Here is a 24,780-nt window from a genome sequence, read left to right on the forward strand (position 1 = left end):
TCACCCCTTCTTGTTGCGCATGAGTGCCGCGAGGTCCGCGCGCTCGACGCGGAGCGGGGACGTGGCGCCACCGGGCTTGGCCGCCGGGAGGATGCCCCTGCGGACCCACCGCGACACGGTCGCCACAGAGACGCCGGCCTCGTGCGCGATCTGCTTTCTGGTGCGGAGTTCACTCGTCATCGCCGACCTTCTTTCCCTGCGATTCCAGGACAGAGGCGAGGTGCCGGCGATCGCGCTCGATGATGTATTCCTCGATTTCGACCATCCGCTTGGCTCGCTGCAGCGGCGGCAGGTTCGCATTCCACGGGTGCGACGGGTCCAACGGACGACCGTTGTCGTCGCATCCCTCGTATCGTCCGACCTGATCCAACCCCTTCAGGATCCGGTCATTTGCCCAATAATCGGCATAGTGACGGACGACGTTCCAAATCACTTCGCCAGACGAAAACACTCCGAAGTCGTACCCGCCGCCGGAATAGAAGTGCTCCGACTTGATGTTGTCACCGCGAACCGTCGACTTCACCTTGGGCTCGCCTCTGTGGTTGGCTTCGTACACAACGAGCCAATCCGGCCCCGTATCCAGGTCATTGATATTGTCGTGAGTGACGATCAACTCCCTGGACAGGTCGGCGACGTGGGCAACGATCGGGGCGGCGAAGTCGTAGGTTCGTCCCGATCGTGTGATTTCCTTGAAAGCCCGGAGGCAAATGGCCGAGACCAGCGAATAGAGCTTCGGGCTCGTCTTGGCCGTTCCGGACTTGACGCAAGGGATGTAGCCGCGGTCGGACAGGTTGCTCAGAAACTTCCGAACGTCCGCGGCCTCGGATTCGCCGATCGCCGCCAGCTCGCAGACCTCGGCCGGCGTCATCCAGAACCGATCCGCCTCTGCGACCGTGAGGTTTGGTGTGTAGTGCGAGAGCTTCATGCGCCGTCATGCTTCGCGTGAGTAAGCCATGCGCTATTCGTGCCCTCAAAGCATCACCGCGTCAACGGTGCCTGATTCCCCTACACGGAAATTCGCACCCCTACGCCTCGGAGACGCGCCGCACGATCCGGACGTCAGCAGCCGGGAAGCGCTTCCAGTGCCCGTGCGGCTTGCCGCCCCAATAGTGCTTCATCCGGAGGAAACCGGGTTTCCGCGGCGACGATTCCACGAACAAAATTGGCCTGATGCGGCGCCCGTCGGGGCGAACGAGTTCCACCTCGTACACGCCGGCCCCCTCGAAAGCCGGCGCCGGCGCCTTGGGCGTAGACGCGATGACGACGAAGGATCGGCCGGTCTCGTTGTCCTCGGCGCCGAGCGGAATCGCCGCGGTGCCCTCGACGTGCCACCGGGTCAGGGCCGGTTCGGCGTCGGTGACAGCAGCCCGCAGTTCCGCCAGTGCGGCGCGGACGCGGGCCGACTTCCCGTGGTGGCCGGCCATGGGCGGCGTGCCGGCGAGGAACCGCCTCAGGTTCGCGAGGGCGCCGGCCTCGGCGCTATCGAGGTCGTCCAAGCGGCGGGCGAGCACGTCGAGAACGGCGACGCCATCGGCCGGCGAGGCGATCGGCGCCGAGAGGATCGCGCGTTCGATGCGGTTCATCTCGCCGGCCCACTCTGCTTCGGCGGCGTTGGCGGCATTGCGCCCGATGACGTGGACGTCGAGCGCGTCGAGCGTGGCCTCGGCGGCGATCTGCGCCTGCCATGCCTCGGCAAGCTCGGCGACGGTCTCGGCGGCGGAGGTGCCGGCGAGCGGGGGCGCGACGTCGCGCGACTGCATGGGGGAGGAGGTGGCGAGCATTGTGGTTCCTCGTGATCGTGTGCGTGTGGTATGCGCGGCCGTCAGCCGTGGCGGGCGGGAGCCGTGCCGCCCGGCTGGGGGCGAAAAATGCCGACCACGCGGCCGAGCAACTTCGACCGAAAGTGGTATGTTGTGAAAGGTCCTTCCTTGGGTAGCATCGAAGGGCGGCCCATGCGGCGGGCGAGAACGACATTCGCCAGCGGTTCGTGAAGCACTTCCCAGAACTCGCGCGGCGTCCCCTTGGACGGATCACTTGTCCAATAGTCGCGCTCGCCGTCCTTGCCGGACACGACGTAGTTGACCATGCGGCAAATGGGTTCCACGAACTTGAGGACGTATCCGCTGGCACGCCTCCGGTCGTCGTACGCGATCACGAAGAACTCGCCGATGGTCGGCTCGACGTCGGTGGTGTCGACGATGGCCAGCTCGCCTTCCCGCAGGTGCGGGCCGAAGCGGTCGTCGGGAACGTGAATGGTAATGCATCCCGGCGGCAGGGCGTCGAGCAGCATCAACGCTCGCAGCTCGGGTTGATGCCTGAAGGCCGGCAAGCGTTCGGCGTTCGCCGAACCGCGATGGTTCGTCGTCATGTGGGGTTGCTCCGTTGAACCCGTGTGATACAATTAGAACATAGCAACGCTGTTCTAATTAGGTCAAGTCGGAATGACGACACCCGCGCAGTTGAGGGCCGCGCGCTCCCTCTTGGGGCTTTCGCAGCCTGACGTAGCTACAGCGGCCGGTGTGTCCACCATGACCGTTAAGCGCGCGGAAGGGTCGGGAAAGCCAGCTGCCTCGGCGGAAGCCGTCACCGCCATCCGCGCCGCGCTCGAAGCGGCCGGCGTCGAGTTCATCCCGGAGAACGGGGGAGGTGCGGGGGTGCGGCTGAAGCGAAGTAATAGTATTCCTGTATCAAATGTTAGTTGATATGTTTTTAGGAGATTGTTCCTATGTCGAACATCCATGAGAATTCAGAGTACGCACGGCATAAGGAACTTCAATTGAATGGAAAGACGAATGTTTCTTTTGTGCCTTGCTCATCGCGCGCATTTGAGGCGTCTGAAATAGATTATAAAGTAATCAATCATTCTTTTGGAGGAGAACTCATACGCTCATATAGGCATAGAGTTGCGCCTATAATATTCCTAAATTCAACAGCTAAAGCTATGATGCTTGAACAGGTTGTATTAAATGATCCTTTGGTGGGGCCATCGGAGGTATTTTCAATTATTAGTGGCAATTACATATCTATAATCGATAGTGCAATAGATAAGTTGCCTTTAGATTTATTGATATTGTATTGCCGTAATCCGATTATCGATTTGCGAGATTTTGATAATTATTCTAATGCCATTGCTGAATGTCAGAGTTTATCCGATGATGCCGAGTTTATGAATAGCTATTTTGTTATGCAGGTAAATCTTATGAAAGAGACAATTGAGAGGGTTGGTTCTTTCGGCTACGAATTACTGCGCAGAGCATTGACTATTCTGCTTGAAGTTAGTCTGTTTGAACAGAATGAAGTTAATATATTTGCTTTGGATATTTTTCCATGTCTAAACAAGAAACAGGAAGATCTTAAGATGAAGAATTTTGAACTGCAATGGAAGTCGGAGGAATTTTGATTGTCGAGTATGAAGAACTGCATGCATCTCGATAACTGAAGGCCCTAGACGTGAGCCTCGTTCACAACGAGCGGACGAAGCTACTGGCGTCATGGTGGTAGATGTCTGATTCAATCTGTAGAACGGTGGCGGAGGCGGTATACGCTTGAAGGATGCAGGCGAATAGGAGAAGCTTAAGCTTCTGGGTCAATGGAGGTGAGTCGAATGTCTCAGAAATTCAATGCAGGAGACATAGTTCAATTAAAATCTGGTGGCCCCGCCATGACAGTTGAACGGCCTGATATCTATGATGAAGGTTCATATATATGTGTTTGGTTTAAGGGTTCTAGTCGGGAGATGGCGTCCTTTAGGGCTGATGTATTGATTATGTCGGCCCCTTTGAAGGATTGAAAATCATTCTTTGAGTCGGTTAAATGCCTCTTAGTTATCATCCGGCAACTGGAGAAATTGTTCTTTGCGACTATGGCACTGGTTTTGTGCCGCCTGAAATGGTGAAGCGGCGCCCCGTCGTAGTTATATCTCCAAGACTTCGGCGGAGAAATGACTTGGTTGCTGTTGTTCCGCTCAGCACTACACCTCCGGTGCCATTGGAGATGTACCATTGTAGCCTGACCTTGGCAGTGCCGTTGCCGGCGCCATTCGACAATGCACAGATGTGGGCAAAGTGCGACATGATCGCAACGGTAGCGCTGTCGCGTCTCGATCGTTTTCGTGACGGCCGGATGCCAGGCGGCGGACCTCGCAGGTTCAGAACTGGGATGGTGACCGCCGACCAGCTTCGGGAGATTCGTAGTGCGATGCTCCATGGTCTCGGGCTAGGTTCATTGACGGTTCACGTCTAAATCCTATATGAAGTATCGTTCCCGCGCTGCTTCGGCATCGGGCTTGGAGACTGTCTCTACGGGAGGCAGCGGATCTCGCGTAGGCGATAACAAGCTCGCGAGATCCTAGCATGTTTGGAAAGCTCCGCCCTTAAAGGGCGGAGCTTTTTCTTCATGTATTCATGCTATTGCGCCAACGCCTCGCGGATCTGCGCCGCGATCTCGGCGAGCACGGGATCGGGCAGAACGACGCCAGGGCACCACCGGCCATCCCGGTCGCGAAACTGCGGCGCCTCGACGGTCAAGACCGCGCCGGACCGAAGCGCCCGAACCCCTTGAACGAGAATCGGAACGCCATCGATTTCGATCTCGGCATTCGCCAGGGCAACGAGGCGCCCCGGCCCGTCGACCCGCAGCAAGGTCACCACGGTCACATTGACCAGCGCCCGGCCGGCATCGTCGGCGATGGCGGGCGCGCTCATAGGAACAGCAGCCCCTCCGGCCGATCGGTGACGTCGTCGTAGACGGACCCGCCCTCGGCGAGGGCCGCACGCGCCACGGCCATCGCCGCGGCAACGGCGCCGTCGATGCGGTCGCGAGACTTCCCCTTGTGGAAACTGCGGTTGCCCCGGCCGTCGTCCTGGACGGCGACGTTGTCGAAGCACCAGCGGAGCACGGGATTGCCACCGTGGACGAACTGACGGCCGAGGATGGCACGCTCAAGCTCGGCGATGGCCGGCCCCATCGATCGCCAGCCCTGCCGGAATTCGGTGACCGTGAAGCCGTCATCGACCAGAGGACCCGTGATCTGCCGGCTATAGGCCGGGTCGGCGGTGATCTCCTGGACGTCGAAGCGCGAGCAGAGGTCGCGGATATGTGCCTCGACGGCGCGATAGTCGATCACGTTCCCGGGCGTGGCGGTGATGTGGCCCTCGTCGCGCCACCGGGGATACGGCACGCCGTCGCGATCGGCACGGGCACGAAGGTTGTCCTCGGGGACGAAGAACCAGGCGAGGACGAAGTTCGTGTCGCCATCGCGAAAGCACGCGACGACGGCGGTAAGGTCGGTGGTCGACGACGCGTCGATGGCGACCCAGCAGGGCAGCCCTTCAAGGTCGGCTTCGTCGATCGCCGCGGCGCCTTCGTCATAGACGGTCATATCGAGGAACGGGTCGGCCGAGTGATCCAACCACACGTTCAAGTGAAGTTGCCGGAACGCCTCGCGGTCCGCCGGCCGCGCCTCGGCCTCGCGCGCAAGCTGGCGAAGCCCCTCAAGATCCGGGTAGCCGCTGGCGAGGCCCGGGTTGACGTCGTGCCAAATGGCTTCGTCCCGCCAGTCGCAATCCCGCGGCGCCTCGAAAAGGATCGGCAGGAAGCCGGGGTCGTCGACCTCGCCGGAGGCGACCCGCCGTGCGTAGTCGTAGAGGTCGAAGGCGACGTTCTCTTGCCCCCGGCCGGCGGTCGTAATGATGACCTGAAGCGCACCCGGGACCTTCACGAGGCCGGTCCGGAGCACGTCCCACAGGTCGCGTTTCTTCCACGCGTGGAGTTCGTCGGCGAGCACGAACGTCGGAGTGCGGCCGTGCTGCGTGCCGGCGTCGCACGAGATGGCTTCGTAGACCGCGCCGGACTTCGGATGGCTGACCCGGTTTTTATAGTCAAGCAGCCGCACCGCGGCCGAGATGCGCGGTTCCTCGCGGATAATGCCGAGGGCTTCCTCATAGGCGATGCGGGCTTGCTTGCGGTCGGCCGCAGCCGAAATGACCTGCCCGCCGGCCACCCGCTCGGGGCCGATGGCGTGGAGCAGCGCGAGGCCGGCGCCGAGCGACGTCTTCCTGTTCCCGCGCGGCAGCAGCATGAACACAGTGCGCACGATGCGCCGGCCATCCGGGTGCGCCGGGCCGTAGATCCGCCGGACGATCCGCTCTTGCCACGCGTCGAGCGTGAACGCCTTGCCCGGCGCCGTCGACTTCGGGTGCTTCAAGATCCGCAGGAACCTGACGGCCCGCTCGCCGTAGCCGAACGGGTCGTCGATCGGGGAATCATCAAATATCCAGCTCGGCGAAGGCATCCACCTCCTCCTCCGGCAAGTTCGGGAGCTTCGGCCGCGACGTCGGCGTGAGACCCAGCTCGGCCGCGCCGCGGCGCACCTCGGCCGTGGATTGCGTGAGGGTCGTGAAAGCGGCGTGGCGCTTGCCCTCGACGTACTCGCCCTCGGCGGCGATGGCGGCCCATGCGCGCTTCACCAGCCCGACGTGAAGGCAGTATGTCTCCAGGATGCTCACCATGTCCGCCGTCAGCACCCGCCGCGACACGAGGCCGGGAACCACCCGTCGCCACTCGGCGCGCGCCTCCTCCGGCAACCACGCGGGCGGGCGCGGTGCCTTCGCCATGCCGCCGGCGATCACCTGCAGCTCGGGTTTTCTGCCACGCATCTCAGAACGCCCATTCGCGGTTGGCGGTGATGACATCCTCGACGCCTTCGATCGCCGGCATCAGGTCCGCGGCCGTCGTGCTTTCGCGGTGGTTGTACAGGCCACCGGCGAGCATCTTGACCGCGTTGCGGATCGCGCCCGGCACTTCCTCGGCGTCGCCGTATCCCGCCACGTAGGTCACCGCGACCGCATCCGGTTCACTTCCCGTGGCCGGCCACGGCGTCACGGGCGCGATCGTCGCCACGTCGCCGACGCCTTCGACGCGATAGGCCGAGGCCGAGAGCGTCCGATCCACGTTCGCCGCGTCGAGATAGGCGACGCTCGCCACCGACTGGACGGGCGAGGCCGAGAGCCGGAGCACGGGCGAGAAGCGCTTGAACGTCTGCCGCACCGTCCGCATCACCAGCGCCCGGCCGAGGCGCGCTTCGATCTGCCCCGTCGCCGCCTCGATGAGCGACACGAGAAGCGCGTCTTCGTCGTCGAAGTCGATCCGGAGATGCGCCTTGATGTCGGCGAGGGTGACCGGCGTTTCGGTCGGCGGCGTCACGATCGTAACGGACATTGAGGAAATTCCCTATGTAAGTGCCCAATTCGGCCCGATCTCGCGCGATTGACCCCGACCGGTCCCGGCCCCCTCGGGGAAAGTCGTCGACCACCCCCGGGGTGGTGCGCGCCGGCCCGTCCGCGCCCCGCTGGCGGGCGTTCGCGTCGGCGCCGTCGTCATGTCCCGCGCCCGGCGATCGGGCTTCCGCGTCCGAATGCCTGATCCCGAGCGGTGCGCCGCGAGTGGCACGACTTGCAGAGCGCCCGAAGGTTCGGCCACGCGAGCCGCAGGTCGGGCCGCTCGGCGACCGATTGGACGTGGTCGACCTCGTGCGCCGCAGCGCCGCAGGCTTCACAGCGCGGGTGAGCCGCGAGGAAGCGGGACCGCAGTTTCCGCCACTCGGCGTCATAGCCTCGCGCTGCGGCCGAGGGCCGGGCGGCGTCGGCCGCGGCCTTGCGGCGCTTGGCGCACGGGCACCGCTCGCCGCTGGCGATGCGGAGGCCGCAGCCGCAGATGGAAGCCGGCCGGCGCGCCATCACGCCACGCCCGGGATGCGGTAGCGGTCGAGCGCGGCGGCGACGTCCGGGCCGAGCGACGGGCCGCGGCTGCGGTCGTAGAAGCTGCGAGCGCTGACGCCCTCGACGGCCTCGCTCTTCATCGCCGGGTCGACGTCGTGACCGTGGTAGTCGGCGCGGACCATCTGCAGCACCGCGGCGGCGATGTCGCCGGGCACGGTTGCGTGGCCTGCGGTGAAGGTGACGACGATGGGCAGGACCGACCACCGCGAGGTCCGGCCGCTCGTGTTGAGGCGGTACAGGCTGCCGCTTCGGGCGTCGAGCCGGTAGTCTTCGGCCGTGAGGTTGACGCCGCCTTCCACGACGGCCGCGACGGCGGACACGGGGATCTTGGACAGCAGCAGCACGAGCGCGCCGCCGCATGATCCCGTCTCGGCGTCGAACCGATCAACCACCGTTTCGGCGAGCGGATTGAAGCCGAGGTAGCCGGTGACGGCGCCGGAGGCGCGGGCAATTGCGCGGGTGAGGAAGGTGTCGGCGTCGGTGCCGGAGATGCCGAGATCGTCGCGCACGTCGTCGAGTTCGACCAATGCAGCCGACGCGGCGACGGTGATGGTGCTTGTGCGGATCATGTTGTCGGGACCTCGCCGAGGGTGTGACGGGCCGGCCTAGCGTCGCGCTCGCCGGCCCGCCAGTGCGCCGAGCATCGCGCTCGGGGAGTCCGCGCCGCGCAGGTGTTCACGGCCGGTTCTCGCGTGGTCGAGACCTTCACGGCTTGCAGGTCGCCGAAGCTACCCGGGGGCGCCGAGGTCCCTTGCGGTTGTTCGGCGCCACGCCGCGCCGTCAATGAGGCCCCCGGGTTCAGGTGACCGGCGCGCTCGCCGGATGGCCGAGGATCGCCAGTGCGGAGATCGGTGCGGAGCCGCTGTTGCCCGTCGGCGTCACCGTGAGCCTCGTGTAGCGCTTCGACCCGATGTACCCGAGCGTCTTGACGGCGCCGTCATCGGCGTAGGTGAAGGAGGCCGCGGCCTCCGTGCCGAGAAGATCGGCATCGGCGACGGCCGCGGCGCCGGTCATGTCCGAAGCGTCGGATTCCTCGAGGAGCACGGCGAAGGTCGCGTCAGCATCAGCGAGCACGCCGGTCTGGATGACGTAGCTGACGCTGTCGTAACCGAGGCGATCGACGATGGCGCCGACGGCCGCGGTGTTGTCCGAGACGACGATCGGCGCGATGACCTTGGTCGGCTTGATGGAATGGATGAGGTCCCGCATGGGGAGGTTCCTTCGTCACGAGGGGAGAGGACGGGCGGCAGGAAGCCGCCCGGCGGGATCGTCAGGAGGTCGCCATTTTCAGCTTGCGCAGGGCCTCGGCGAGCACCACGCCGCCGCCGGTGCGCCGGCGGAAGTGGAAGCGGACCTTGCCGGCGGTGGCGAGCGAGTAGGGGTCGCGGAGCACCGACAGTGCCAGGCGGTCGTAGATCCGGTAGCCGCGCGCGAAGTCGCCGAAGGCGATCGGGTAGGCACCCGAGGCGATGTCGGGCATGTCGGGGGATTCCACGACGGGCCGGCCGAGGATCGTCTCCGGCTGCCCGGCCGTGTAGCTCGGCTGCCACAGATAGTTGTTCTGCCCGTCCTTGAGCTTGCGGATCGTCGCCAGGGTCGTGCCGTTCATGACCCACGTTCCGGCGTTCCGATACGCCGCCGGCATGGCGTACATGAGCGAGATCAGCGCGTCGGCGCCGAGCGTCGTCGCGTGGCCGTTGGCGGTGTAGCCGACGCCCGTATCGGACATGAACCCCATCGGCGCCTTCACGCCGTCGCCGGTGACGAAGGCCGCGCCTTCCAGCCGGCCGGCTTCCTCGGCGGCGTCGGCGGCGAGCTCGGCCTCGATGTTGACGGCGGCGTCTTCCAGGAGGCGCGTCGAGACGTCGATGTAGAACGCCGCCTCGCGGACCGGGATCACGGCCGCGCCGTAGGTGCCCTCGGTGCCGGTGCGATCCTCCGTCTCGTCGACCCAGCGGCCGGTGATGGTGCCGGAGCGCTTCGGCAGCGTGACGGACCCACTGCCCGTGGTGCGGACGGTGGCGACCTGCCGCACGGGCGAGAACTGGACGATGCCCTTGATCACCTCGGAGACGAACTCGGTGGGGGCGAGATAGCCGCCGGCCGTGTCGTCGGCGACGCGCAGGGTGCGGACCTCCTCCGGGGTCAGGATCTCCCGGCCACCCCGCAGGAAGCCGGTGAAGGCGCGCCGTTCGATCGGCGGTTCGGCGGGGTTCGCGGCCGTCGCGCCGGGACGGTTGGCGCGGACCTCGACGGCCTCCAGGCGGGTGCGGAAGGCGGCGAGGTCGGTGCGCAGGCCCTCGACGGCGGTGCGCGTTTCGGCCGCCGAGCCGGTGACGGCCGAGCGGATCTCCTCCACCGCGGCGACGGCCGCGGCGATCGGATCGCCGGTGCCGCCGGTGCCGGGGTCGTCGCGGGTCTCGATCGGCAGCGCCGAGCGGGTCTCGATCGGGGAATGGTTGGTCATGGTCAAGGCCTCGGGTTGCGGATGGCGCGAGCGGCCGACAGCGCGGCCTCGGCGAGTCGAACCGCGGCGCCGGCGCGGTCGGATCGAATGGACGTCACGGCCGAACCGGGCACGGCCGCGAAGGCGGTGATGCTGACCTCGTGGAGCGTCGCCCGGAGGATGGTGCGGACCGCGCCGCGGCGTTCGTCCTTGACGGTAGAGAAGCCGACGCTGAGGCCGCGGACGTCGCCGGCCTGGATCATCGCGCGCGCCTCGCGCGCCCGCTGGACGTCCAAGTTCAGCCGGCCACGGACCTTCATGTCCGTCGGCGAGATCCGGGTGACGGTCCAAGAACCGATGACGTCCGCCCGGTCGTGACTCCACAGCATCGGCACCGTGCGCCCTTCCATGCCGGCGAAGGCCGAGGGCGCGAACTGCGAACCATAGGAGTCGACCACGCCGAAGCGGATCGCGACGCCCTCGATGGTGCCGTCCTCGCCGGGCGCGGCGAAGCGGACTTCGATGTCGGAGGTCTCACGCTGCATTCGGCGACCCTCCGGACGTCGTGTTCGGGTTAACGAACGCTTCGCCGCCGTCGTACGGCGCCCGGTTTTCCATCGCCCGCACCTCGTTCGGGTTGAGGATCCGGGCGGCGATGGCGACGCTATACGCGTTCATCCGCGCGGCGAGGTCGGCGCGGACAAGGTCGTCGGTGATGAACTCCACCTTCATCGTCGCGCGCTCCTCGGGAGTGAGGAGCGTGCGCCGGATCGCGCCGGTCCACACTTCCAGCCATGGGAGAAGGCTATAGGTCAAGAAATCCTGACCCATCTCCGAAGTATTCGACCACGTTGCGCGGCCGAGTTCGTAGAGCATGTGGGGCGGGACGCGAAACGCGCGGGCAATCTCCAGGATCTGGAACGTCCTCGCCTCGACGAATTGAAGGTCCACGGCCGAGAAGGTCAGGGGCGAGAACTCGGCGCCGCCCTCCAGGACTGCGGTCCGGCCCGATTCTTCTCCGGAATGGGCAGCATGCCAGGAGTCCCGGATGCGCCGCACCGCGTCGGGGGCGAGCTTGCCGGGCACCTTCAGGACGCCGCTCGGCCGGCCACCCCGGGTGAAGAGCCGGCGGGCGTGCCGATCCTGGGCCGCTGCGGTGGCGATCGCTTCGCGCGCCAAGCTCAATGGGCAGCGATCGACATGGCCGAAGGCGCGTATGTGGATCACGTCTCGGCGGTCGAGCTCGCGCGGGCCGCCGGCCTCGGCGAGGACATAGGACGGTTCGCCGCCTGCGCCGGTGGTGACCGTCACGGCCGCCGGGTCGAGCCGCAGCAGCTCGACGGGCCGGCCGGCGAGGCGATTCACATAGGCGAACCCGCCCTTGTCGTTCGTGAGCGCGTCGATCGTGACGGCGAGCTTCAGGTCATAGGCGGAACACCAGTCCGACGCGTCATCGTGCAAGAGCGTGTAGGCCGGGTGGTCGAACGCCGGCTCCTGGTCACCCTGCCGGTAGAGCTTGATCGGGAGCGTCGCCACGGCCTCGGCGAGGATCCGCACCGCGCATGCCACAGCGGGCACCCGGAGGGCCGCCTCGGCCGAAAGGTACGCGCCGTCAGCCGGCACGCCGAAGATCCGCAAGATCTCCTCCGACGGGGCGGCGAGGCTGCGGCCCTCGCGGGCGAAGATGGCGCGGATGCGGTCGAGCATGACCGGGATTGTCATGCCGTTCGCAGCGCGTCCGGGAGTGTGCAACTCGGATCAACTAGGCGCATTTCAGCCGGCCATGGGGGGCAGGCGCCTTCAACCACTGACGACAAGTCTGAAGATGTGCAATCTAAAGGAGCATTTCTCGACGATCTCGATACGCGCGCGCGAGGGATGAGGACATAGGTATTTGTATGGAAAAAGAGATGTCGTCTGTCTCCGTACGCGCGTATCGAGATTATCGAGAAATTCACTCAAAAAGAGACGGCGCGCCAATGGTGCAACCAATGAGCGCGCCGTCGAGAGGTCGTTCCGAGTTCAGCGCTTGCGGGGGCTCCGCATCAAGTCCGCGAGCACGGCCTTCCGTCGATCTTCCTCGGCGGCCCGCGCTGCGAAGAACACGGGGACTGCCGGCGAGAGGGTCCATTTCCTCGCCAGCGGGCCGACCTCTGCCGGCACCAACCATCCGCCGGCCACCAGGGGCGACAGCGCCTTGTTGACCTCCCACACGCCCAAGTTCTTGAAATGGGCGACGTTGCGCACGAAGTCGGACGGCACGAACTGCGTCTTGCCGCTCGTCAAGATCCAGCTCGCCACCTTCGCCGTCCGATCGCCGTCCGTCACCGTCGCCGCCGTGCGGTAGAACTCTTGTGCGTGCGGAATGATGAACTCGCGGATGATCCGGGCCGCCTTCTCGACGATGTCGGCCGGGACGTAGCTCGGGGGCGCCTCGGGATGGTGCGCCAAGTGGAGCACCAGGGCGAGCGACCCGAACACGCCGCCGAGCTTCCCGACGAAAGCTTGGAAGCCCGCCGCGTAGACGTCGGCGACCTGTTCAAGGTCGAACAAATGCCGCATCAGCGCCTCGACGATCCGCGCGCCGTCGGCGTGTACCTTGAGCGGCACCGGGCCGCTCGCCGACCATTCCGGATGCACGTGCAGCAGGGCGGTCACCAGCCGGCCATACGGGTCGCCGTCGCGGTGGAACGGCCGGTCTTCCGGATAGGTTCGCGCGGCCATCATGACGGGGAGGAAGCGCTGCAGCAGCCCGTCCGCCTCGAGGTCCCGAAGCTGGGCGAGGCGTGCCGGCTGGATGCCGCCGATGAGCGAAACCGACAAGTTTGACACGTAAAGCTCGCCGCGCGTCTGCCGATCGACCGTGAACGTGCCGCCGTTGTACGCCTGAAGCCAAAACGCCCGGTCGACCGCGGACCCGCGGCCGCCGCTGTACTTCTCCATGGCGCCGACCCAGCCGGCGATTTCGTCGCGCTTCACCAGGACGCCGCGCGACTGCCTCGACAGGATTTCGCCGAGCTTTTCGACGGTGACGTCCCCGACAACGAGACGGTCCGGTTTCTCCGGCTCCGGCGAGGTCACCGGCGCGCGCTCGTGCTCGCCGACTGCGTTGAGATAGGCTTGCCGGCGCGCGGCCTCCTCGGCTTCGATCGGCGCCAAGGCCGCATTGATCGCGGGAGTTTTTCCCCGGCTGGGATCGCCGACCAGCAGGACCCACAGTCGCGGCGACACGCTCCACTCGCCGTGCTGCCGTGGCCGCAGCTTCCACCGATGATCGATCGCGCCGGAGCAAGCCCCCAGCGCCGCCATGGCGAGCGCGCTGCGGCACGTCCCGAGGTGAACGGCCTTTTCTTCGACGAAGCCCCGGATGGCCGGCGGCAGCACGTCGAGCGGGAAGCTCGGGACGATGTAGGCTTCCCACGGGTCGAAAAGTGCCTCCGGTGCCGATGCCCCCTCGGATCTGAGGGGACGTCCTTCACCTGCATTGGCCTCGGCCGTCTTCGGGTCGATCCGCTCGCCGCGCTTCAGGCCCGCCACGATGGCCGCCCCGAACTCGGCGTCGTCGTCGATCCGGTCCGGGAGCGGCGCCGCCGGTTCAGCCATGCCGGCCCGCAGCCCGCTGGCGAGCGTCGCCAGCATCGCGCGGGAACCGTCCTTCGCGACGTAGCCGTTTGCCGTCGCGGCCTCGGCGAGGGCGTCGCTCGCCTCGGCCTCGCCGATCCACCCGGCTCCGACGTAGTGCCCGACCTTGACGGCCGCCGCGTTGAGTGCGGAATTCCTGCCGCTCGTCACGCTCGCCAGCTTCGCGGCCTCGGCGGCAAGGGCCTTGGCCGCGTAGCGGCGTTCCCGATCGCCGACGGTGGCCGGGGCCGCCACCGGACGCGCCGGGGCGCGCCACGTCTCTGGCTTCGCCGGGGCCTTCGGCCGTCTGATGATCTCGGCCAACCAAGCCGGGATGGTCGGCAGCTCGTCACCGGCGCCATCTTCGGCAAACGCCTCGGCGAGCGACGGCGCGCCGTCGACCTCCCGATACGCCGCGCCGTCGGAGCGAACAGCGCCAGGTGCGACGATCCACCCCCCGGCCCCGCGGACGTCGACTCCGGCCGGAAGCGCGCCCGGCGAGTTCCCGAGCGGATCGGCCGGCACGTTCCGGAAGACGTAGTGCAGCCCGCCGCCGGCCGTTTCGACGATCGGGCCGACGGGAAGCCCGCCATGGAGTGCCGCCAACTCGGCAAGCGCTGCGATGCCGTCCGGGCCGTCGCCGTGGCGGTCGGCGTCGATCACCACCAGCCCGGCGCGGCCGAGTTCGATGCCGGGTAGGGCGTGGGGGAACTGCCGCCACCACGCGCGGATGCGCTCGGGATCAATCGACGCGCCGGCCTGCCACCCGGCGATGGCGGGGCGCTTGTTCCACGAAGTCTCGCCGGGAGACACTAACGCGGGGAACACCGGGATTCCGGCTTCGGCGTGCCGCAGGGCCGCCGCGAGGTTGGGCGGATCGCAGGTCATCGCCGCCGGCTCGAGATGGTCGTCGGGGTTGAAGCGAGTCGAGAGGGCCACCATCAAGCCGGCCCTCCCTTGCGCGGGCGCGGCTGGACGATCACGCCGATCTCGTTGGCACGAAGCAACGCGCGAACGTCGTCATCGTAGTCCTCGATGGCCAAGCCCTCGCTCGGCTTGGCGCCGGGCTCCGAGAGCCAGATGGCGACCAACCAGCGACGATCGCTCGGGCCGGCGCGGCAGCCGATATTGTCGAACGTGAAGGTGAAGGGCCGCCCGTCCGCAGCGCGGGGGGCGTGATCCGGGATCGGCGTGGCCGGCGGTTTGGGCGCCGGGCGCTTGGTGGTGCGGGCCGCTTTCGACGTCATGCCGCGGCCCTCCGGATGAGAGGGGGCGGGCCGCCGAGCACTGGCGTTTCGGACTCGCGGCGGATATCATCCGCGCACCCGTTCAGCCTATGCCTCGGCAGGACGTGGGGACACATAGCGCCGTTCCGGGGACCAGCCGGGACGGCGCTTTTCTTTGCGGCGACAGCGGTTTTACACTCTCCCGGATTGTTCTTGTCCGGTTCGCATCCGTTCCCGGTCGCGCTGAAAAACCTATCCGCTTGCGCCGACAAGGTATTCCCGTATAACGGGAGAAACCTCCACTTCCCTTCCTCGCCGATTCCGTCCGCCGCAGGGCCGTCGCGCTACGGCTTTCCGTTGCGGCGCAAGCGCTTGCCCGGCGCGGCTCGACAGCGTCCGGGGCCGGGGCTATATGACCCGGGAACGACGACGCCCGAGCGGGGTGGCAGCCATGGCCCAGGACCTGATCCGATACGACGTCCTCGCGCAGGAAGCCTTCCGCGGCCTCGTCCGCAAGGTGCTGACCGAGGTCGCGCACGCCGGGCTGCCCGGCGACCACCACTTCTTCATCTCCTTCGACACCCGTGCCCCGGGTGTCCGGATCTCCTCGCGCCTGCGCGAGCGCTATCCGGAGGAGATGACCATCGTGCTGCAGCACCAGTACTGGGACCTCTCGGCCAACGACCACGCCTTCGAGGTGTCGCTGTCCTTCTCCGGCATCGCCGAAAAGCTGGTGGTGCCCTATACCGCGCTGAAGGGCTTCTTCGACCCGTCCGTCGAGTTCGCCGTGACTTTCAACGTCGTCGGCGAGGACGGCCAGCCGGTCGACGCGGCGCGCGAGGGCGCGGCGCCGACGCCGGCCGCCACCCCGGCGCCCGTCGCGCTCGCGCCGGTGCCGGCGGCCGCGCCCGCGGCCGTTCCGGCGCCCGCCAAGGCGGAGGCCGAGAAGGCTCCGGCGGTCGAGGAGCCGGCCAAGGCCGACGATGGCAAGTCGGCGAGCGTCGTTTCGCTCGACGCCTTCCGCAAGAAGCCGTGACCGGGCGGTTCCCGGCGCGCGGCGGACACCCTATCTGACCGGGCGGGTGGTGCTGCGGAGGGAACCGCGACGTGGCCGACTACAGAACCGAATCCGACAGCTTCGGGCCGATCGACGTGCCCGCGGAGCGTGCCTGGGGCGCGCAGACCCAGCGCTCGCTGGAGAACTTCCCGATCGGCGGCGATACCGAGCGGATGCCGCTCGCGCTCGTCCACGCCCTGGCGCTGGTCAAGGTGGCGGCGGCGCGGGTCAACCGCGACCTCGGCCTGCTCGAGCCGCGGCTCGCCGAGGCGATCGTCGTCGCCGGCGCCGAGGTCGCCGAGGGCCGGCACGACGGCGAGTTCCCGCTGGTGGTCTGGCAGACCGGCTCGGGCACGCAGACCAACATGAACGTCAACGAGGTGATCGCCAGCCTCGCCAACGAGCGGCTCGGCGGCGCCCGCGGCGGCAAGAGCCCGGTCCACCCCAACGACCACGTCAACCGCGGCCAGTCGTCCAACGACGTCTTCCCGACCGCGATGCACGTGGCGGCCGCGCGCGCGATCGAGCGCGACCTGAAGCCCGCGCTCGCCCATCTCGCCGCCGCGCTCGGCGCGAAGGAGCGCGCCTTCGCCGACATCGTCAAGATCGGCCGCACCCACACCCAGGACGCGACGCCGCTGACGCTCGGCCAGGAATTCTCCGGCTACCGGGTGATGATCGAGCGCGGCGTCGAGCGGCTCGACCTCGCGCTGCCGGGCGTGCGCGACCTCGCCCTCGGCGGCACCGCGGTCGGCACCGGGCTCAATGCCCATCCCGAGTTCGGCACCCGCGTCGCTGCGGAACTCTCCGCCATCACCGGCATCGCCTTCCGTTCGGCGCCGAACAAGTTCGAGGCGCTGGCGAGCCACGACGCCCTGGTGTTCGCCCACGGTGCGATGGAGACGGTGGCGGTGTCGCTGCACAAGATCGCCAACGACATCCGCTTCCTCGGCTCCGGGCCGCGCTCGGGCCTCGGCGAACTGATCCTGCCGGAGAACGAGCCGGGCTCGTCGATCATGCCGGGCAAGGTCAACCCGACCCAGGCCGAAGCCGCGACCATGGTGGCGGCCCGGGTGGTCGGCAATCAGGCGACCGTGGCCTTCGCCGGGGCGCAGGGCCATTTCGAGCTCAACGTCTACAAGCCGGTGATCGCGCAGGCGGTGCTGCAGTCGGCCCGCCTGCTCGCCGACGTCGCGCGCTCCTTCGCCGACCGCTGCGTCGCCGGCATCGAGGCGAACCGGCCGCGGATCGCCGAACTGGTCGAGCGCTCGCTGATGCTGGTGACGGCGCTGGCGCCCCGGATCGGCTACGACGCCGCCGCCGCGATCGCCAAGGCGGCGCACCACGCCGGCACCACGCTGCGCGCGGAGGCGGTCGCCTCCGGCAAGGTCACCGCCGAGGAGTTCGACCGGCTGGTCCGGCCGGAGACGATGACCGGGCCGGGCTGACGCCGACGCACGGCTTTCCCGCCCGGCGCGGCGGGGTTATCGTCGCGGTTTCCAACGGAGATGTCCGGCCATGGGCGAGGTCGTCAATCTCAGGCTGCACAAGAAGCGCAAGGCGCGCACCGACCGCGAGGCGGAGGCGGCGGAGAACCGGGCGAAGTTCGGCCGCACCAAGGCCGAGAAGGAGCACGAGCGCGCCGTCGTCGACCTCGAGGCCCGCCGCCTCGACGGCCACCGCCGCGACGACGACGCCCCGTGATCGAGGCGCCCGCGTGATCGAGAAGCGTTCCGTCTCGCTCTCCGGCCACCGCACCTCGGTGACGCTGGAGCCGGAGTTCTGGGCCGCGGTCGAGCGGGCGGCGGCGGCTGAGGGCGTCTCGGTCGCGGCCTGGATCGGCCGGGTCGACCGCACGCGCGGCGAGCGCAACCTCGCCAGCGCGCTGCGGGTGGCCGTGCTGGCGGAGGCAGAGGCGCGGGCGGGCGGGGACTGACACCCCTCCGTCAGGCGACGAACTCGGCCCGCTCATAGCCCTGGAAATACAGCAGCGCGGTGAGGTCGCCGTGGTCGACGCGGGCGCGGGCCTCGGCGGCGACGGCGGGCTTGGCGCGGAAGGCGACGCCGAGGCCGGCTGCGCCGACCATGGCGAGGTCGTTGGCGCCGTCGCCGACGGCCATGGTCTCGGACGGGGCGAGGCCGAGGCGCTCGCGCAGTTCGACGAGACTGTCGAGCTTGGCGGCCTTGCCGAGGATCGGCTCGGCGACGGTGCCGGCGAGGACGCCGCCGTCGACGTGGAGCGTGTTGGAACGGTCCTCGTCGAAGCCGATGGCGGCGCGGATCGCGCCGGTGAAGACGGTGAAGCCGCCGGAGACGAGGGCGGTGTAGCCCCCGGCGGCGCGCATGGTGCGCACCAGCTCGCGGCCGCCGGGGGTGAGCGTGATGCGCTCGGCCAGCACCTCGTCGACGATCGCCAGCGGCAGGCCCTTCAGGAGGGCGACGCGCTCGCGCAGGGCCGGCTCGAAGGCGATCTCGCCGCGCATCGCCCGCTCGGTGATCGCCGCGACGTGCTCCTTGAGACCGGCGTAGGCGGCGAGCTCGTCGATGCACTCCTGGCCGATCATGGTGGAATCCATGTCGGCGACCAGCAGACGCTTGCGCCGGCCCTCGGCGGGGAGCACCGCGACGTCGACCGGCCGGCCGGCGAGGGCGGTGCGCAGGATCTCCTCGGTGGCGCGCGGATCGGCGACCGTCACCGGCCATTCCGCCGCGATCCCTTCGGCGAGGACCCGGACGTCGCCGCCCGGCAGCGCGGCGCGGGCCGCCGCGATCGCGTCGGCGTCGACCGCGGGGGTGGCGGGCGCGGAGACCAGGATGGCGACGTGGGTCATGGAGCCGGTTTCCCCTTCGCGCGGCACGCGCGGTGTCTTCGATCGCGGCACGGCGGCGGGACGGCCGGCGCGGCGACGCCGGGCGAGATAGCCGCAGCGGCGCCTCCTCGGCAAGCCGGACTTGCGGCGCGGCGCGCGGCGGGGCATCGATCGGCCGGCGGCCGGACCGGCCGCGGCGAGGGACGGGGCGATGGCGGCACGGGCCATCCTGATCGCGGGGCCGACGGCGAGCGGCAAGTCGGCGCTGGCGCTGGATCTGGCGCGCCGCCACGACGGCGTCGTGGTCAACGCCGATTCGATGCAGGTCTATCGCGAGCTGCGCATCCTCACCGCGCGGCCGGACGCCGCCGACGAGGCGGCGGTGCCGCATCGGCTCTACGGCCACGTTCCCGCTGCCGAGCGCCACACGGTCGCGCGCTGGCTCGCCGACGTCGGCGCCGTACTCGCCGAGATCGCGGCGGAGGGCCGGACCGCGGTCGTGGTCGGCGGCACCGGGCTCTACCTGACCGCGCTCACCACCGGCCTTTCCGACGTGCCGGCGGTGCCCGACGAGATCCGAGCGGCGTGGCGGGCGCGGGCGGAATCCGCGGCGCCGGGGGACCTCCACGGCCTGCTCGCCGCCTGCGACCCGGCGATGGCGGCCCGGCTCGGGCCGGCCGACGGCCAGCGGATCCTGCGCGCGCTCGAGGTGCTGGACGCCACCGGCCGCTCGCTCGCCGACTGGCAGGCGACGCGCTCGCCGCCGCTGGTGCCCGAGCCGGTCGACCGCATCGTGATCGCGCCCGATCGGGCCGTGCTGCGCGAGCGGATCGCGCGCCGGTTCCGGGCGATGGTGGCGGCGGGCGGGCTCGACGAGGCCCGTGCCTTCGCCGCCCTCGACCTCGACCCGACACTGCCGGCGGCGAAGGCGATCGGCGTGCCGGAGATGGTGGCGGCGGCCACCGGCGCCCGCCCGGTCGACGAGGCGGTCGAGGCGGCGATCACCGCGACGCGCCAGTATGCCAAGCGCCAGGAGACGTGGTTCCGCAACCAGTTCCCCGACTGGCGGCGCGTTTCCGGGCTCGCGGGCTGAGGCGCCTACGGGTTTGCCGCAACTTCGTTTCAGGCGCGACGGGTCGTCGCGCAACAAATGGAAAAAGGGGGTTGACCGCTCCCGCCCCCACGGCTAGTTTCCGCCCCGACCGAACACCAGAGGCCGCGATGCTGCGCGACAAGCTGATCGTACTTAGATGGCGCACCGTGCCGGAGGACCGCTAGACGGGTCCTCCGAAGCTTCATGGTGCGCCGAAACACGAGGTCCCTTGACGGGGCCTTTTTTATTTCCCCCGACGACCAGAACACCTCCCGGTCCGCCAACCCCGAGACGATGCGGCGAGAACCGGTCAAGCCCGAGGCGAGAAGACGATGACACGGCAGATGACGGGCGCGGAGATGGTGATCCAGGCCCTGATCGATCAGGGCGTCGACACGATCTTCGGTTATCCCGGCGGCGCGGTGCTGCCGATCTACGACGAGATCTTCCAGCAGGACAAGATCCAGCACGTGCTGGTCCGCCACGAGCAGGGCGCCGGCCACGCGGCCGAGGGCTACGCCCGCTCGACCGGCCGGGTCGGCGTCGCGCTCGTCACGTCCGGCCCCGGTGCCACCAACATGGTGACGCCGCTGACCGACGCGCTGATGGACTCGATCCCGATGGTCTGCATCACCGGCCAGGTCCCGACCCATCTGGTCGGCACCGACGCCTTCCAGGAATGCGACACCGTCGGCATCACCCGTCCCTGCACCAAGCACAATTGGCTGGTGAAGAAGATCGAGGACCTGCCGCGGATCCTGCACGAGGCGTTCCGGATCGCCACCACCGGCCGGCCCGGCCCGGTCGTGGTCGACATCCCGAAGAACATCCAGTTCCAGACCGGCACCTACGTCAACTACAAGGGCGAGGCGCAGACCCAGTACCGGCCGCGCGTCAAGGGCGACGAGGCGGCGATCCGCGAGGCGGTGGCGCTGATGGCGGCCGCCAAGAAGCCGGTGCTCTACACCGGCGGCGGCGTCGTCAACGCCGGCCCGGCCGCCTCGACGCTGCTGCGCGAGCTGGTTCGGCTCACCAACATGCCGATCACCTCGACGCTGATGGGCCTCGGGGCCTATCCGGCGAGCGGGCCGAACTGGCTCGGCATGCTCGGCATGCACGGCACCTACGAGGCCAACCTCGCCATGCACGACTGCGACGTCATGGTGTGCGTCGGCGCGCGCTTCGACGACCGCATCACCGGCCGCATCGACGCCTTCTCGCCGAACTCGAAGAAGATCCACATCGACATCGACCCGTCGTCGATCAACAAGAACGTGCTCGTCGACATCCCGATCGTCGGCGACGTCGGCTACGTGCTCGAGGACATGCTGAAGGTCTGGAAGCAGACCCATCCGGCGCAGGACAAGGCCGCGCTCGCGGCGTGGTGGCAGCAGATCGCGGTGTGGAAGGGCAAGAAGTGCCTGTCCTACCGCAAGAACCCCGACGTGATCATGCCGCAGTACGCCATCGAGCGGCTGTACCAGCTGACCCGCGGCAAGGACGTCTACGTCACCACCGAGGTCGGCCAGCACCAGATGTGGGCGGCGCAGTATTTCGGCTTCGAGGAGCCGAACCGCTGGATGACCTCCGGCGGCCTCGGCACCATGGGCTACGGGCTGCCGGCGGCGCTCGGGGTCCAGATCGCCCATCCGGACGCGCTGGTGATCGACATCGCCGGCGACGCCTCGGTGCAGATGTGCATCCAGGAGCTCTCGACGGCGATCCAGTACGACGCGCCGATCAAGGTGTTCATCCTGAACAACCAGTACATGGGCATGGTGCGCCAGTGGCAGCAGCTGCTGCACGGCAACCGGCTGTCGCACAGCTACACCGAGGCGATGCCCGACTTCGTCAAGCTGGCCGAGGCCTACGGCGGCGTCGGCATCCGCGCCGAGAAGCCGGACGAGCTCGACGACGCCATCGAAGAGATGATCAGCATCAGGAAGCCGGTGCTGTTCGACTGCCGCGTCGCCAACCTCGCCAACTGCTTCCCGATGATCCCCTCGGGCAAGGCGCACAACGAGATGCTGCTCGGCGACGCCAGCGAGGAGGAGATCGACGGCGCCATCGGCACCGCGGGCAAGGTGCTGGTGTGAGCATCCGGGGAGGGGCGTCCGGTCGCACGGCGTCGGCCCCCTCTCCCTGTCCCTCCCCCTCGAGGGGGGAGGGGACGCCGGGGCCACCGTTCCGCTCCGACGGCAGACGACGGCCCGCTCCGATCCCGGCTCGTTCCCTCCCCCTGGAGGGGGAGGGACAGGGAGAGGGGGAAGGACGCCCGCTCCGCCTGCCGCATGACCTCGATCCAGGAAACCACCATCATGATCGTCGCCGGCCAGTCCCAGTCCGCCTATTTCCTCGAGGAGGCGACCAACGTCTCCGAGACGCACACGCTGTCCGTGCTCGTGGACAACGAGCCCGGCGTCCTCGCCCGGGTGATCGGCCTGTTCTCGGGCCGCGGCTACAATATCGAGAGCCTGACGGTCTCCGAGGTCGAGCACGAGAAGCACCTGTCGCGCATCACCGTGGTCACCACCGGCACGCCGCAGGTGATCCTGCAGATCATGCACCAGCTGGCCCGGCTGGTGCCGGTGCACCGGGTCGTCAACCTCACCCGCATGGGCGAGGCGATCGAGCGCGAGCTGGCGCTGGTCAAGGTGATCGGCAAGGGCGAGCACCGGGTCGAGGCGCTGCGCCTCGCCCAGGCCTTCTCGGCCAGGACCGTGGATGCGACGCTGGAGAGCTTCGTGTTCGAGATGACCGGGACGCCGGCCGACATCGACCGCTTCATCAACCTGATGACCGAGTGCGGCCGCGTCGAGGTGGCGCGCACCGGCCTGGCCGCGCTGTCGCGCGGGGCCGAGATCATGTGACCTCGACCGCGCGGCGATCCGGCCCTCGTGGCCGGAGCCGCGCCGCCGAGGGGCGCCGGCCGCAGGGTCGACATTGCGGGACCGCCGACGAGGGGGCGTCCCGACACCGGAGGAGGAGAGGGGCCCGCCATGGAGATCGAGGACTTCGAGACCATCCACTACGCCCGCGAACTCGCCCGCGAGAAGGGCTGGGAGCACGTGATGGAGACGATCCGCAACGCGCTGCGCGAGGAGGCCGCCGGCCTGCCGCCGGTGGCGAGCGCGCCGCGCACCCCGACCGCCCGCTTCGGCCGCGCCTGAGGCGCGCTCGGCCGCGCGCGCCGGGGAGCGGCCATGGACCTTCGCCTCGACCACGTGTTCCTGTTCGTCGAGCTCGCCGAGGCGCGGCCGGGCGGGGCGGTCCACGACCGTCTCGCGGCCGCGGGCCTCGTGCCCTCCTACGAGCGCCGCCACCACGGCCAGGGCACCGCCAACGTCTGCTGGTGCTTCGACGACGCCTATCTCGAGCTGCTGTTCGTCGTCGATCCCGACGAGATCGCGGCGCCGGCGACGGCGCGGAGCCGCCTTGCCGAACGCGCGCGCTGGCGCACCACCGGCGCCTCGCCGGTCGGGATCGGCCTGCGCGGCGGCGCGCTGCCGTTACCGACCTGGGAATACCGCTTCGAGGGCCTGCCGCCCGGCCTGTCGATTCCGGTCGCCGCGGCCTCGGACGACGTCCGCCGCCCCTTCGTCTTCGTTTCGCCGGGGACACGTCCGCCGGTCGAATGGACCGACGGCCACGCGGGCGTACGGCAGGTCGCGGCGGGCTGGACCGGGTTCGCCGTCGAGATCGATACCGGCGCGGCCCCGGCCGGCGACCTGGAGGCGCTCGTCTCCGCCGTGCCCGGAGTGACGCTCGCCCGTCGTCCCGCCGCGCCGCTGAACCTGGTTCTGACCGGCCCGGGCGGCCGGCGCCGGAGGATCGAATTGCCATGACGGTGGCGAGAAGGTCGCGGGCCGGGGGCGTTGTCGGGGGCGGAGGGATCGCTTAAGCGTCGGCGCGGGGGTGCCGCCGGATCCCACGGAACCGATCATGCCGAAGACCAAGCTATCCGTGAACGTCAACGCCATCGCGCAGCTGCGCAACCGCCGCGACCTGCCGTGGCCGAGCGTCACCGGCCTGTCGCGGATCGCGCTCGAGGCCGGCGCCTACGGCATCACGGTGCATCCGCGGCCGGACGAGCGCCACATCCGCCGCACCGACGTGTTCGCGCTCGCCGAGATGCTGCGCGCCGACTTCCCCGGCCGCGAGTTCAACATCGAGGGCTGCCCGACCGAGGACTTTCTCGCCCTCTGCGAGGCGGCGCGGCCGGACCAGGTGACGCTGGTGCCGGACGATCCCGCCCAGAACACCTCCGACCACGGCTACGACTGCGTCCGCCACCAGGACTTCCTGCGCGGCGTCGTCGACCGACTGCAGGGGCGGGGGATGCGGGTGTCGATCTTCCTCGATCCCGACTGGACCCAGGTCGCCTCGGCGGCGCGCACCGGCGCGGCGCGTATCGAGATCTACACCGGCCCCTACGGCCACACCTTCGACCCCGCCGAGAAGGTGCAGCGCCTCGAGGAGGTGGTGCTCGCCGCCGAGGCCGCCGACGCCGCGGCGCTCGCCGTCAACGCCGGCCACGACCTCACCCTCGACAACCTGCCGGCGTTGATCGCCCGCGTTCCGCACCTCGCCGAGGTCTCGATCGGCCACGCGCTGACCGCCGACGCGCTCGTCCACGGCATGGCCGAGACGATCCGCCTCTACCGCGCCGCCTGCGGCGACCCGGTGGCGTGAGCGCGGGCGCGGCGGGCCGGTCCCGGGATCGGAACGGCGCGGGGCGGTCCGGCGTGC

The 24,780-nt window shown here is 68.6% G+C and carries 31 protein-coding genes; 14 read left to right on the top strand and 17 right to left on the bottom strand.

The features are described 5' to 3' along the window. From EDD54_RS23795 to EDD54_RS12165, 4 genes are all read right to left on the bottom strand, one after another. On the bottom strand, nt 1-180 hold the full coding sequence (locus EDD54_RS23795) for a helix-turn-helix domain-containing protein (RefSeq protein WP_165644331.1): 180 nt from the start codon (nt 178-180) through the stop codon (nt 1-3). Continuing rightward, a complete protein-coding gene (locus tag EDD54_RS23005) occupies nt 170-925 on the bottom strand; it encodes a hypothetical protein (RefSeq protein WP_165644330.1) in 756 nt (251 codons plus the stop codon). The genes EDD54_RS23795 and EDD54_RS23005 overlap by 11 nt, the downstream gene beginning before the upstream one ends. A gap of 100 nt (nt 926-1,025) precedes the next feature. Then, nucleotides 1,026-1,781, bottom strand: coding sequence for a hypothetical protein (locus EDD54_RS12160; protein ID WP_126541424.1), 756 nt, complete (start codon nt 1,779-1,781; stop codon nt 1,026-1,028). A 41-nt stretch (nt 1,782-1,822) separates the two neighbouring features. Next, entirely contained in the window at nt 1,823-2,368 is a 546-nt protein-coding gene (locus EDD54_RS12165; RefSeq protein WP_126541425.1) for a hypothetical protein, read from the bottom strand. Between the two features lie 73 nt (nt 2,369-2,441). On the opposite strand from EDD54_RS12165, the gene EDD54_RS12170 reads away from it, so the two are divergent. The 4 genes from EDD54_RS12170 to EDD54_RS23800 all read left to right on the top strand — a co-directional run bounded on the left by EDD54_RS12170 (nt 2,442) and on the right by EDD54_RS23800 (nt 4,242). Then, complete coding sequence (locus EDD54_RS12170; protein WP_126541426.1) at nt 2,442-2,702, top strand: helix-turn-helix domain-containing protein; 261 nt, start codon at nt 2,442-2,444, stop codon at nt 2,700-2,702. Nucleotides 2,703-2,725: 23 nt separating this feature from the next. Further along, complete coding sequence (locus EDD54_RS12175) at nt 2,726-3,400, top strand: hypothetical protein (protein WP_126541427.1); 675 nt, start codon at nt 2,726-2,728, stop codon at nt 3,398-3,400. Between the two features lie 204 nt (nt 3,401-3,604). Next, nucleotides 3,605-3,790, top strand: a complete 186-nt coding sequence (locus EDD54_RS12180) for a YodC family protein (protein WP_126541428.1) — start codon at nt 3,605-3,607, stop codon at nt 3,788-3,790. A gap of 23 nt (nt 3,791-3,813) precedes the next feature. Further along, on the top strand, nt 3,814-4,242 hold the full coding sequence (locus tag EDD54_RS23800) for a type II toxin-antitoxin system PemK/MazF family toxin (protein ID WP_126541429.1): 429 nt from the start codon (nt 3,814-3,816) through the stop codon (nt 4,240-4,242). A gap of 164 nt (nt 4,243-4,406) precedes the next feature. On the opposite strand, the gene EDD54_RS12190 is transcribed toward EDD54_RS23800, so the two are convergent. From EDD54_RS12190 to EDD54_RS12245, 12 genes are all read right to left on the bottom strand, one after another. After that, complete coding sequence (locus tag EDD54_RS12190) at nt 4,407-4,703, bottom strand: hypothetical protein (protein WP_126541430.1); 297 nt, start codon at nt 4,701-4,703, stop codon at nt 4,407-4,409. Next, the gene (locus EDD54_RS12195; RefSeq protein WP_126541431.1) at nt 4,700-6,292 is read right to left on the bottom strand and encodes a terminase large subunit; all 1,593 of its coding nucleotides are present in this window, start codon (nt 6,290-6,292) and stop codon (nt 4,700-4,702) included. The genes EDD54_RS12190 and EDD54_RS12195 overlap by 4 nt, the downstream gene beginning before the upstream one ends. Then, the gene (locus EDD54_RS12200) at nt 6,267-6,629 is read right to left on the bottom strand and encodes a phage terminase small subunit P27 family (protein WP_245515735.1); all 363 of its coding nucleotides are present in this window, start codon (nt 6,627-6,629) and stop codon (nt 6,267-6,269) included. The genes EDD54_RS12195 and EDD54_RS12200 overlap by 26 nt, the downstream gene beginning before the upstream one ends. Before the next feature lie 28 nt (nt 6,630-6,657). Continuing rightward, the gene (locus tag EDD54_RS12205) at nt 6,658-7,218 is read right to left on the bottom strand and encodes a head-tail connector protein (RefSeq protein ID WP_126541433.1); all 561 of its coding nucleotides are present in this window, start codon (nt 7,216-7,218) and stop codon (nt 6,658-6,660) included. Between the two features lie 158 nt (nt 7,219-7,376). After that, entirely contained in the window at nt 7,377-7,736 is a 360-nt protein-coding gene (locus EDD54_RS12210) for an HNH endonuclease (RefSeq protein ID WP_126541434.1), read from the bottom strand. Beyond that, on the bottom strand, nt 7,736-8,347 hold the full coding sequence (locus tag EDD54_RS12215) for a hypothetical protein (protein ID WP_126541435.1): 612 nt from the start codon (nt 8,345-8,347) through the stop codon (nt 7,736-7,738). Before EDD54_RS12215 ends, EDD54_RS12210 begins: the two co-directional genes overlap by 1 nt. 229 nt (nt 8,348-8,576) lie before the next feature. Beyond that, nucleotides 8,577-8,987 (bottom strand): hypothetical protein, encoded by a 411-nt coding sequence (locus EDD54_RS12220; protein WP_126541436.1) that lies wholly within the window; start codon nt 8,985-8,987, stop codon nt 8,577-8,579. Nucleotides 8,988-9,048: 61 nt separating this feature from the next. After that, nucleotides 9,049-10,245, bottom strand: coding sequence for a phage major capsid protein (locus tag EDD54_RS12225; protein WP_126541437.1), 1,197 nt, complete (start codon nt 10,243-10,245; stop codon nt 9,049-9,051). Between the two features lie 2 nt (nt 10,246-10,247). Continuing rightward, entirely contained in the window at nt 10,248-10,769 is a 522-nt protein-coding gene (locus tag EDD54_RS12230) for an HK97 family phage prohead protease (protein WP_126541438.1), read from the bottom strand. Then, nucleotides 10,759-11,931, bottom strand: coding sequence for a phage portal protein (locus EDD54_RS12235; protein WP_126541439.1), 1,173 nt, complete (start codon nt 11,929-11,931; stop codon nt 10,759-10,761). The genes EDD54_RS12230 and EDD54_RS12235 overlap by 11 nt, the downstream gene beginning before the upstream one ends. Nucleotides 11,932-12,246: 315 nt before the next feature. Next, complete coding sequence (locus tag EDD54_RS12240; RefSeq protein ID WP_126541440.1) at nt 12,247-14,787, bottom strand: DUF3987 domain-containing protein; 2,541 nt, start codon at nt 14,785-14,787, stop codon at nt 12,247-12,249. Then, entirely contained in the window at nt 14,787-15,092 is a 306-nt protein-coding gene (locus tag EDD54_RS12245) for a hypothetical protein (protein WP_126541441.1), read from the bottom strand. The genes EDD54_RS12240 and EDD54_RS12245 overlap by 1 nt, the downstream gene beginning before the upstream one ends. Nucleotides 15,093-15,522: 430 nt before the next feature. Here EDD54_RS12245 and EDD54_RS12250 point away from each other — a divergent pair, with 430 nt between their 5' ends. From EDD54_RS12250 to EDD54_RS12265, 4 genes are all read left to right on the top strand, one after another. Next, nucleotides 15,523-16,107 carry an SspB family protein gene (locus tag EDD54_RS12250; RefSeq protein ID WP_126541442.1) on the top strand — a complete coding sequence of 195 codons (585 nt, stop codon included), beginning with the start codon at nt 15,523-15,525 and terminating at the stop codon, nt 16,105-16,107. Nucleotides 16,108-16,178: 71 nt separating this feature from the next. Next, nucleotides 16,179-17,576, top strand: coding sequence for a class II fumarate hydratase (gene fumC, locus EDD54_RS12255; protein ID WP_126541443.1), 1,398 nt, complete (start codon nt 16,179-16,181; stop codon nt 17,574-17,576). Between the two features lie 70 nt (nt 17,577-17,646). Continuing rightward, nucleotides 17,647-17,832: a DUF4169 family protein gene (locus tag EDD54_RS12260; protein WP_126541444.1), complete on the top strand. Its 186-nt coding sequence runs from the start codon at nt 17,647-17,649 to the stop codon at nt 17,830-17,832. 13 nt (nt 17,833-17,845) lie between these two features. Continuing rightward, on the top strand, nt 17,846-18,064 hold the full coding sequence (locus EDD54_RS12265; protein WP_126541445.1) for a ribbon-helix-helix domain-containing protein: 219 nt from the start codon (nt 17,846-17,848) through the stop codon (nt 18,062-18,064). A 10-nt stretch (nt 18,065-18,074) separates the two neighbouring features. Here EDD54_RS12265 and serB read toward each other — a convergent pair whose 3' ends face one another. Further along, nucleotides 18,075-18,959 (bottom strand): phosphoserine phosphatase SerB, encoded by an 885-nt coding sequence (serB, locus tag EDD54_RS12270; protein ID WP_126541446.1) that lies wholly within the window; start codon nt 18,957-18,959, stop codon nt 18,075-18,077. A 190-nt stretch (nt 18,960-19,149) separates the two neighbouring features. Between serB and miaA the strand changes: the two genes are divergently transcribed. The 6 genes from miaA to EDD54_RS12295 all read left to right on the top strand — a co-directional run bounded on the left by miaA (nt 19,150) and on the right by EDD54_RS12295 (nt 24,723). After that, a complete protein-coding gene (gene miaA, locus EDD54_RS12275; RefSeq protein ID WP_126541447.1) occupies nt 19,150-20,031 on the top strand; it encodes a tRNA (adenosine(37)-N6)-dimethylallyltransferase MiaA in 882 nt (293 codons plus the stop codon). Between the two features lie 332 nt (nt 20,032-20,363). Then, the gene (locus tag EDD54_RS12280) at nt 20,364-22,127 is read left to right on the top strand and encodes an acetolactate synthase 3 large subunit (RefSeq protein ID WP_126541448.1); all 1,764 of its coding nucleotides are present in this window, start codon (nt 20,364-20,366) and stop codon (nt 22,125-22,127) included. 195 nt (nt 22,128-22,322) lie between these two features. Beyond that, nucleotides 22,323-22,901, top strand: a complete 579-nt coding sequence (gene ilvN / locus EDD54_RS12285; protein ID WP_245515736.1) for an acetolactate synthase small subunit — start codon at nt 22,323-22,325, stop codon at nt 22,899-22,901. Nucleotides 22,902-23,030: 129 nt separating this feature from the next. Next, the gene (locus tag EDD54_RS23010) at nt 23,031-23,201 is read left to right on the top strand and encodes a hypothetical protein (protein WP_165644936.1); all 171 of its coding nucleotides are present in this window, start codon (nt 23,031-23,033) and stop codon (nt 23,199-23,201) included. Nucleotides 23,202-23,234: 33 nt separating this feature from the next. Further along, nucleotides 23,235-23,876 (top strand): VOC family protein, encoded by a 642-nt coding sequence (locus EDD54_RS12290; protein WP_126541449.1) that lies wholly within the window; start codon nt 23,235-23,237, stop codon nt 23,874-23,876. Nucleotides 23,877-23,973: 97 nt separating this feature from the next. Next, nucleotides 23,974-24,723 (top strand): pyridoxine 5'-phosphate synthase, encoded by a 750-nt coding sequence (locus tag EDD54_RS12295; RefSeq protein WP_126541450.1) that lies wholly within the window; start codon nt 23,974-23,976, stop codon nt 24,721-24,723. The last annotated feature ends 57 nt before the right edge of the window (nt 24,724-24,780 follow it).

The sequence above is a fragment of the Oharaeibacter diazotrophicus genome, assembly GCF_004362745.1.
In the GTDB taxonomy this organism is placed as follows: Bacteria; Pseudomonadota; Alphaproteobacteria; order Rhizobiales; family Pleomorphomonadaceae; genus Oharaeibacter; species Oharaeibacter diazotrophicus.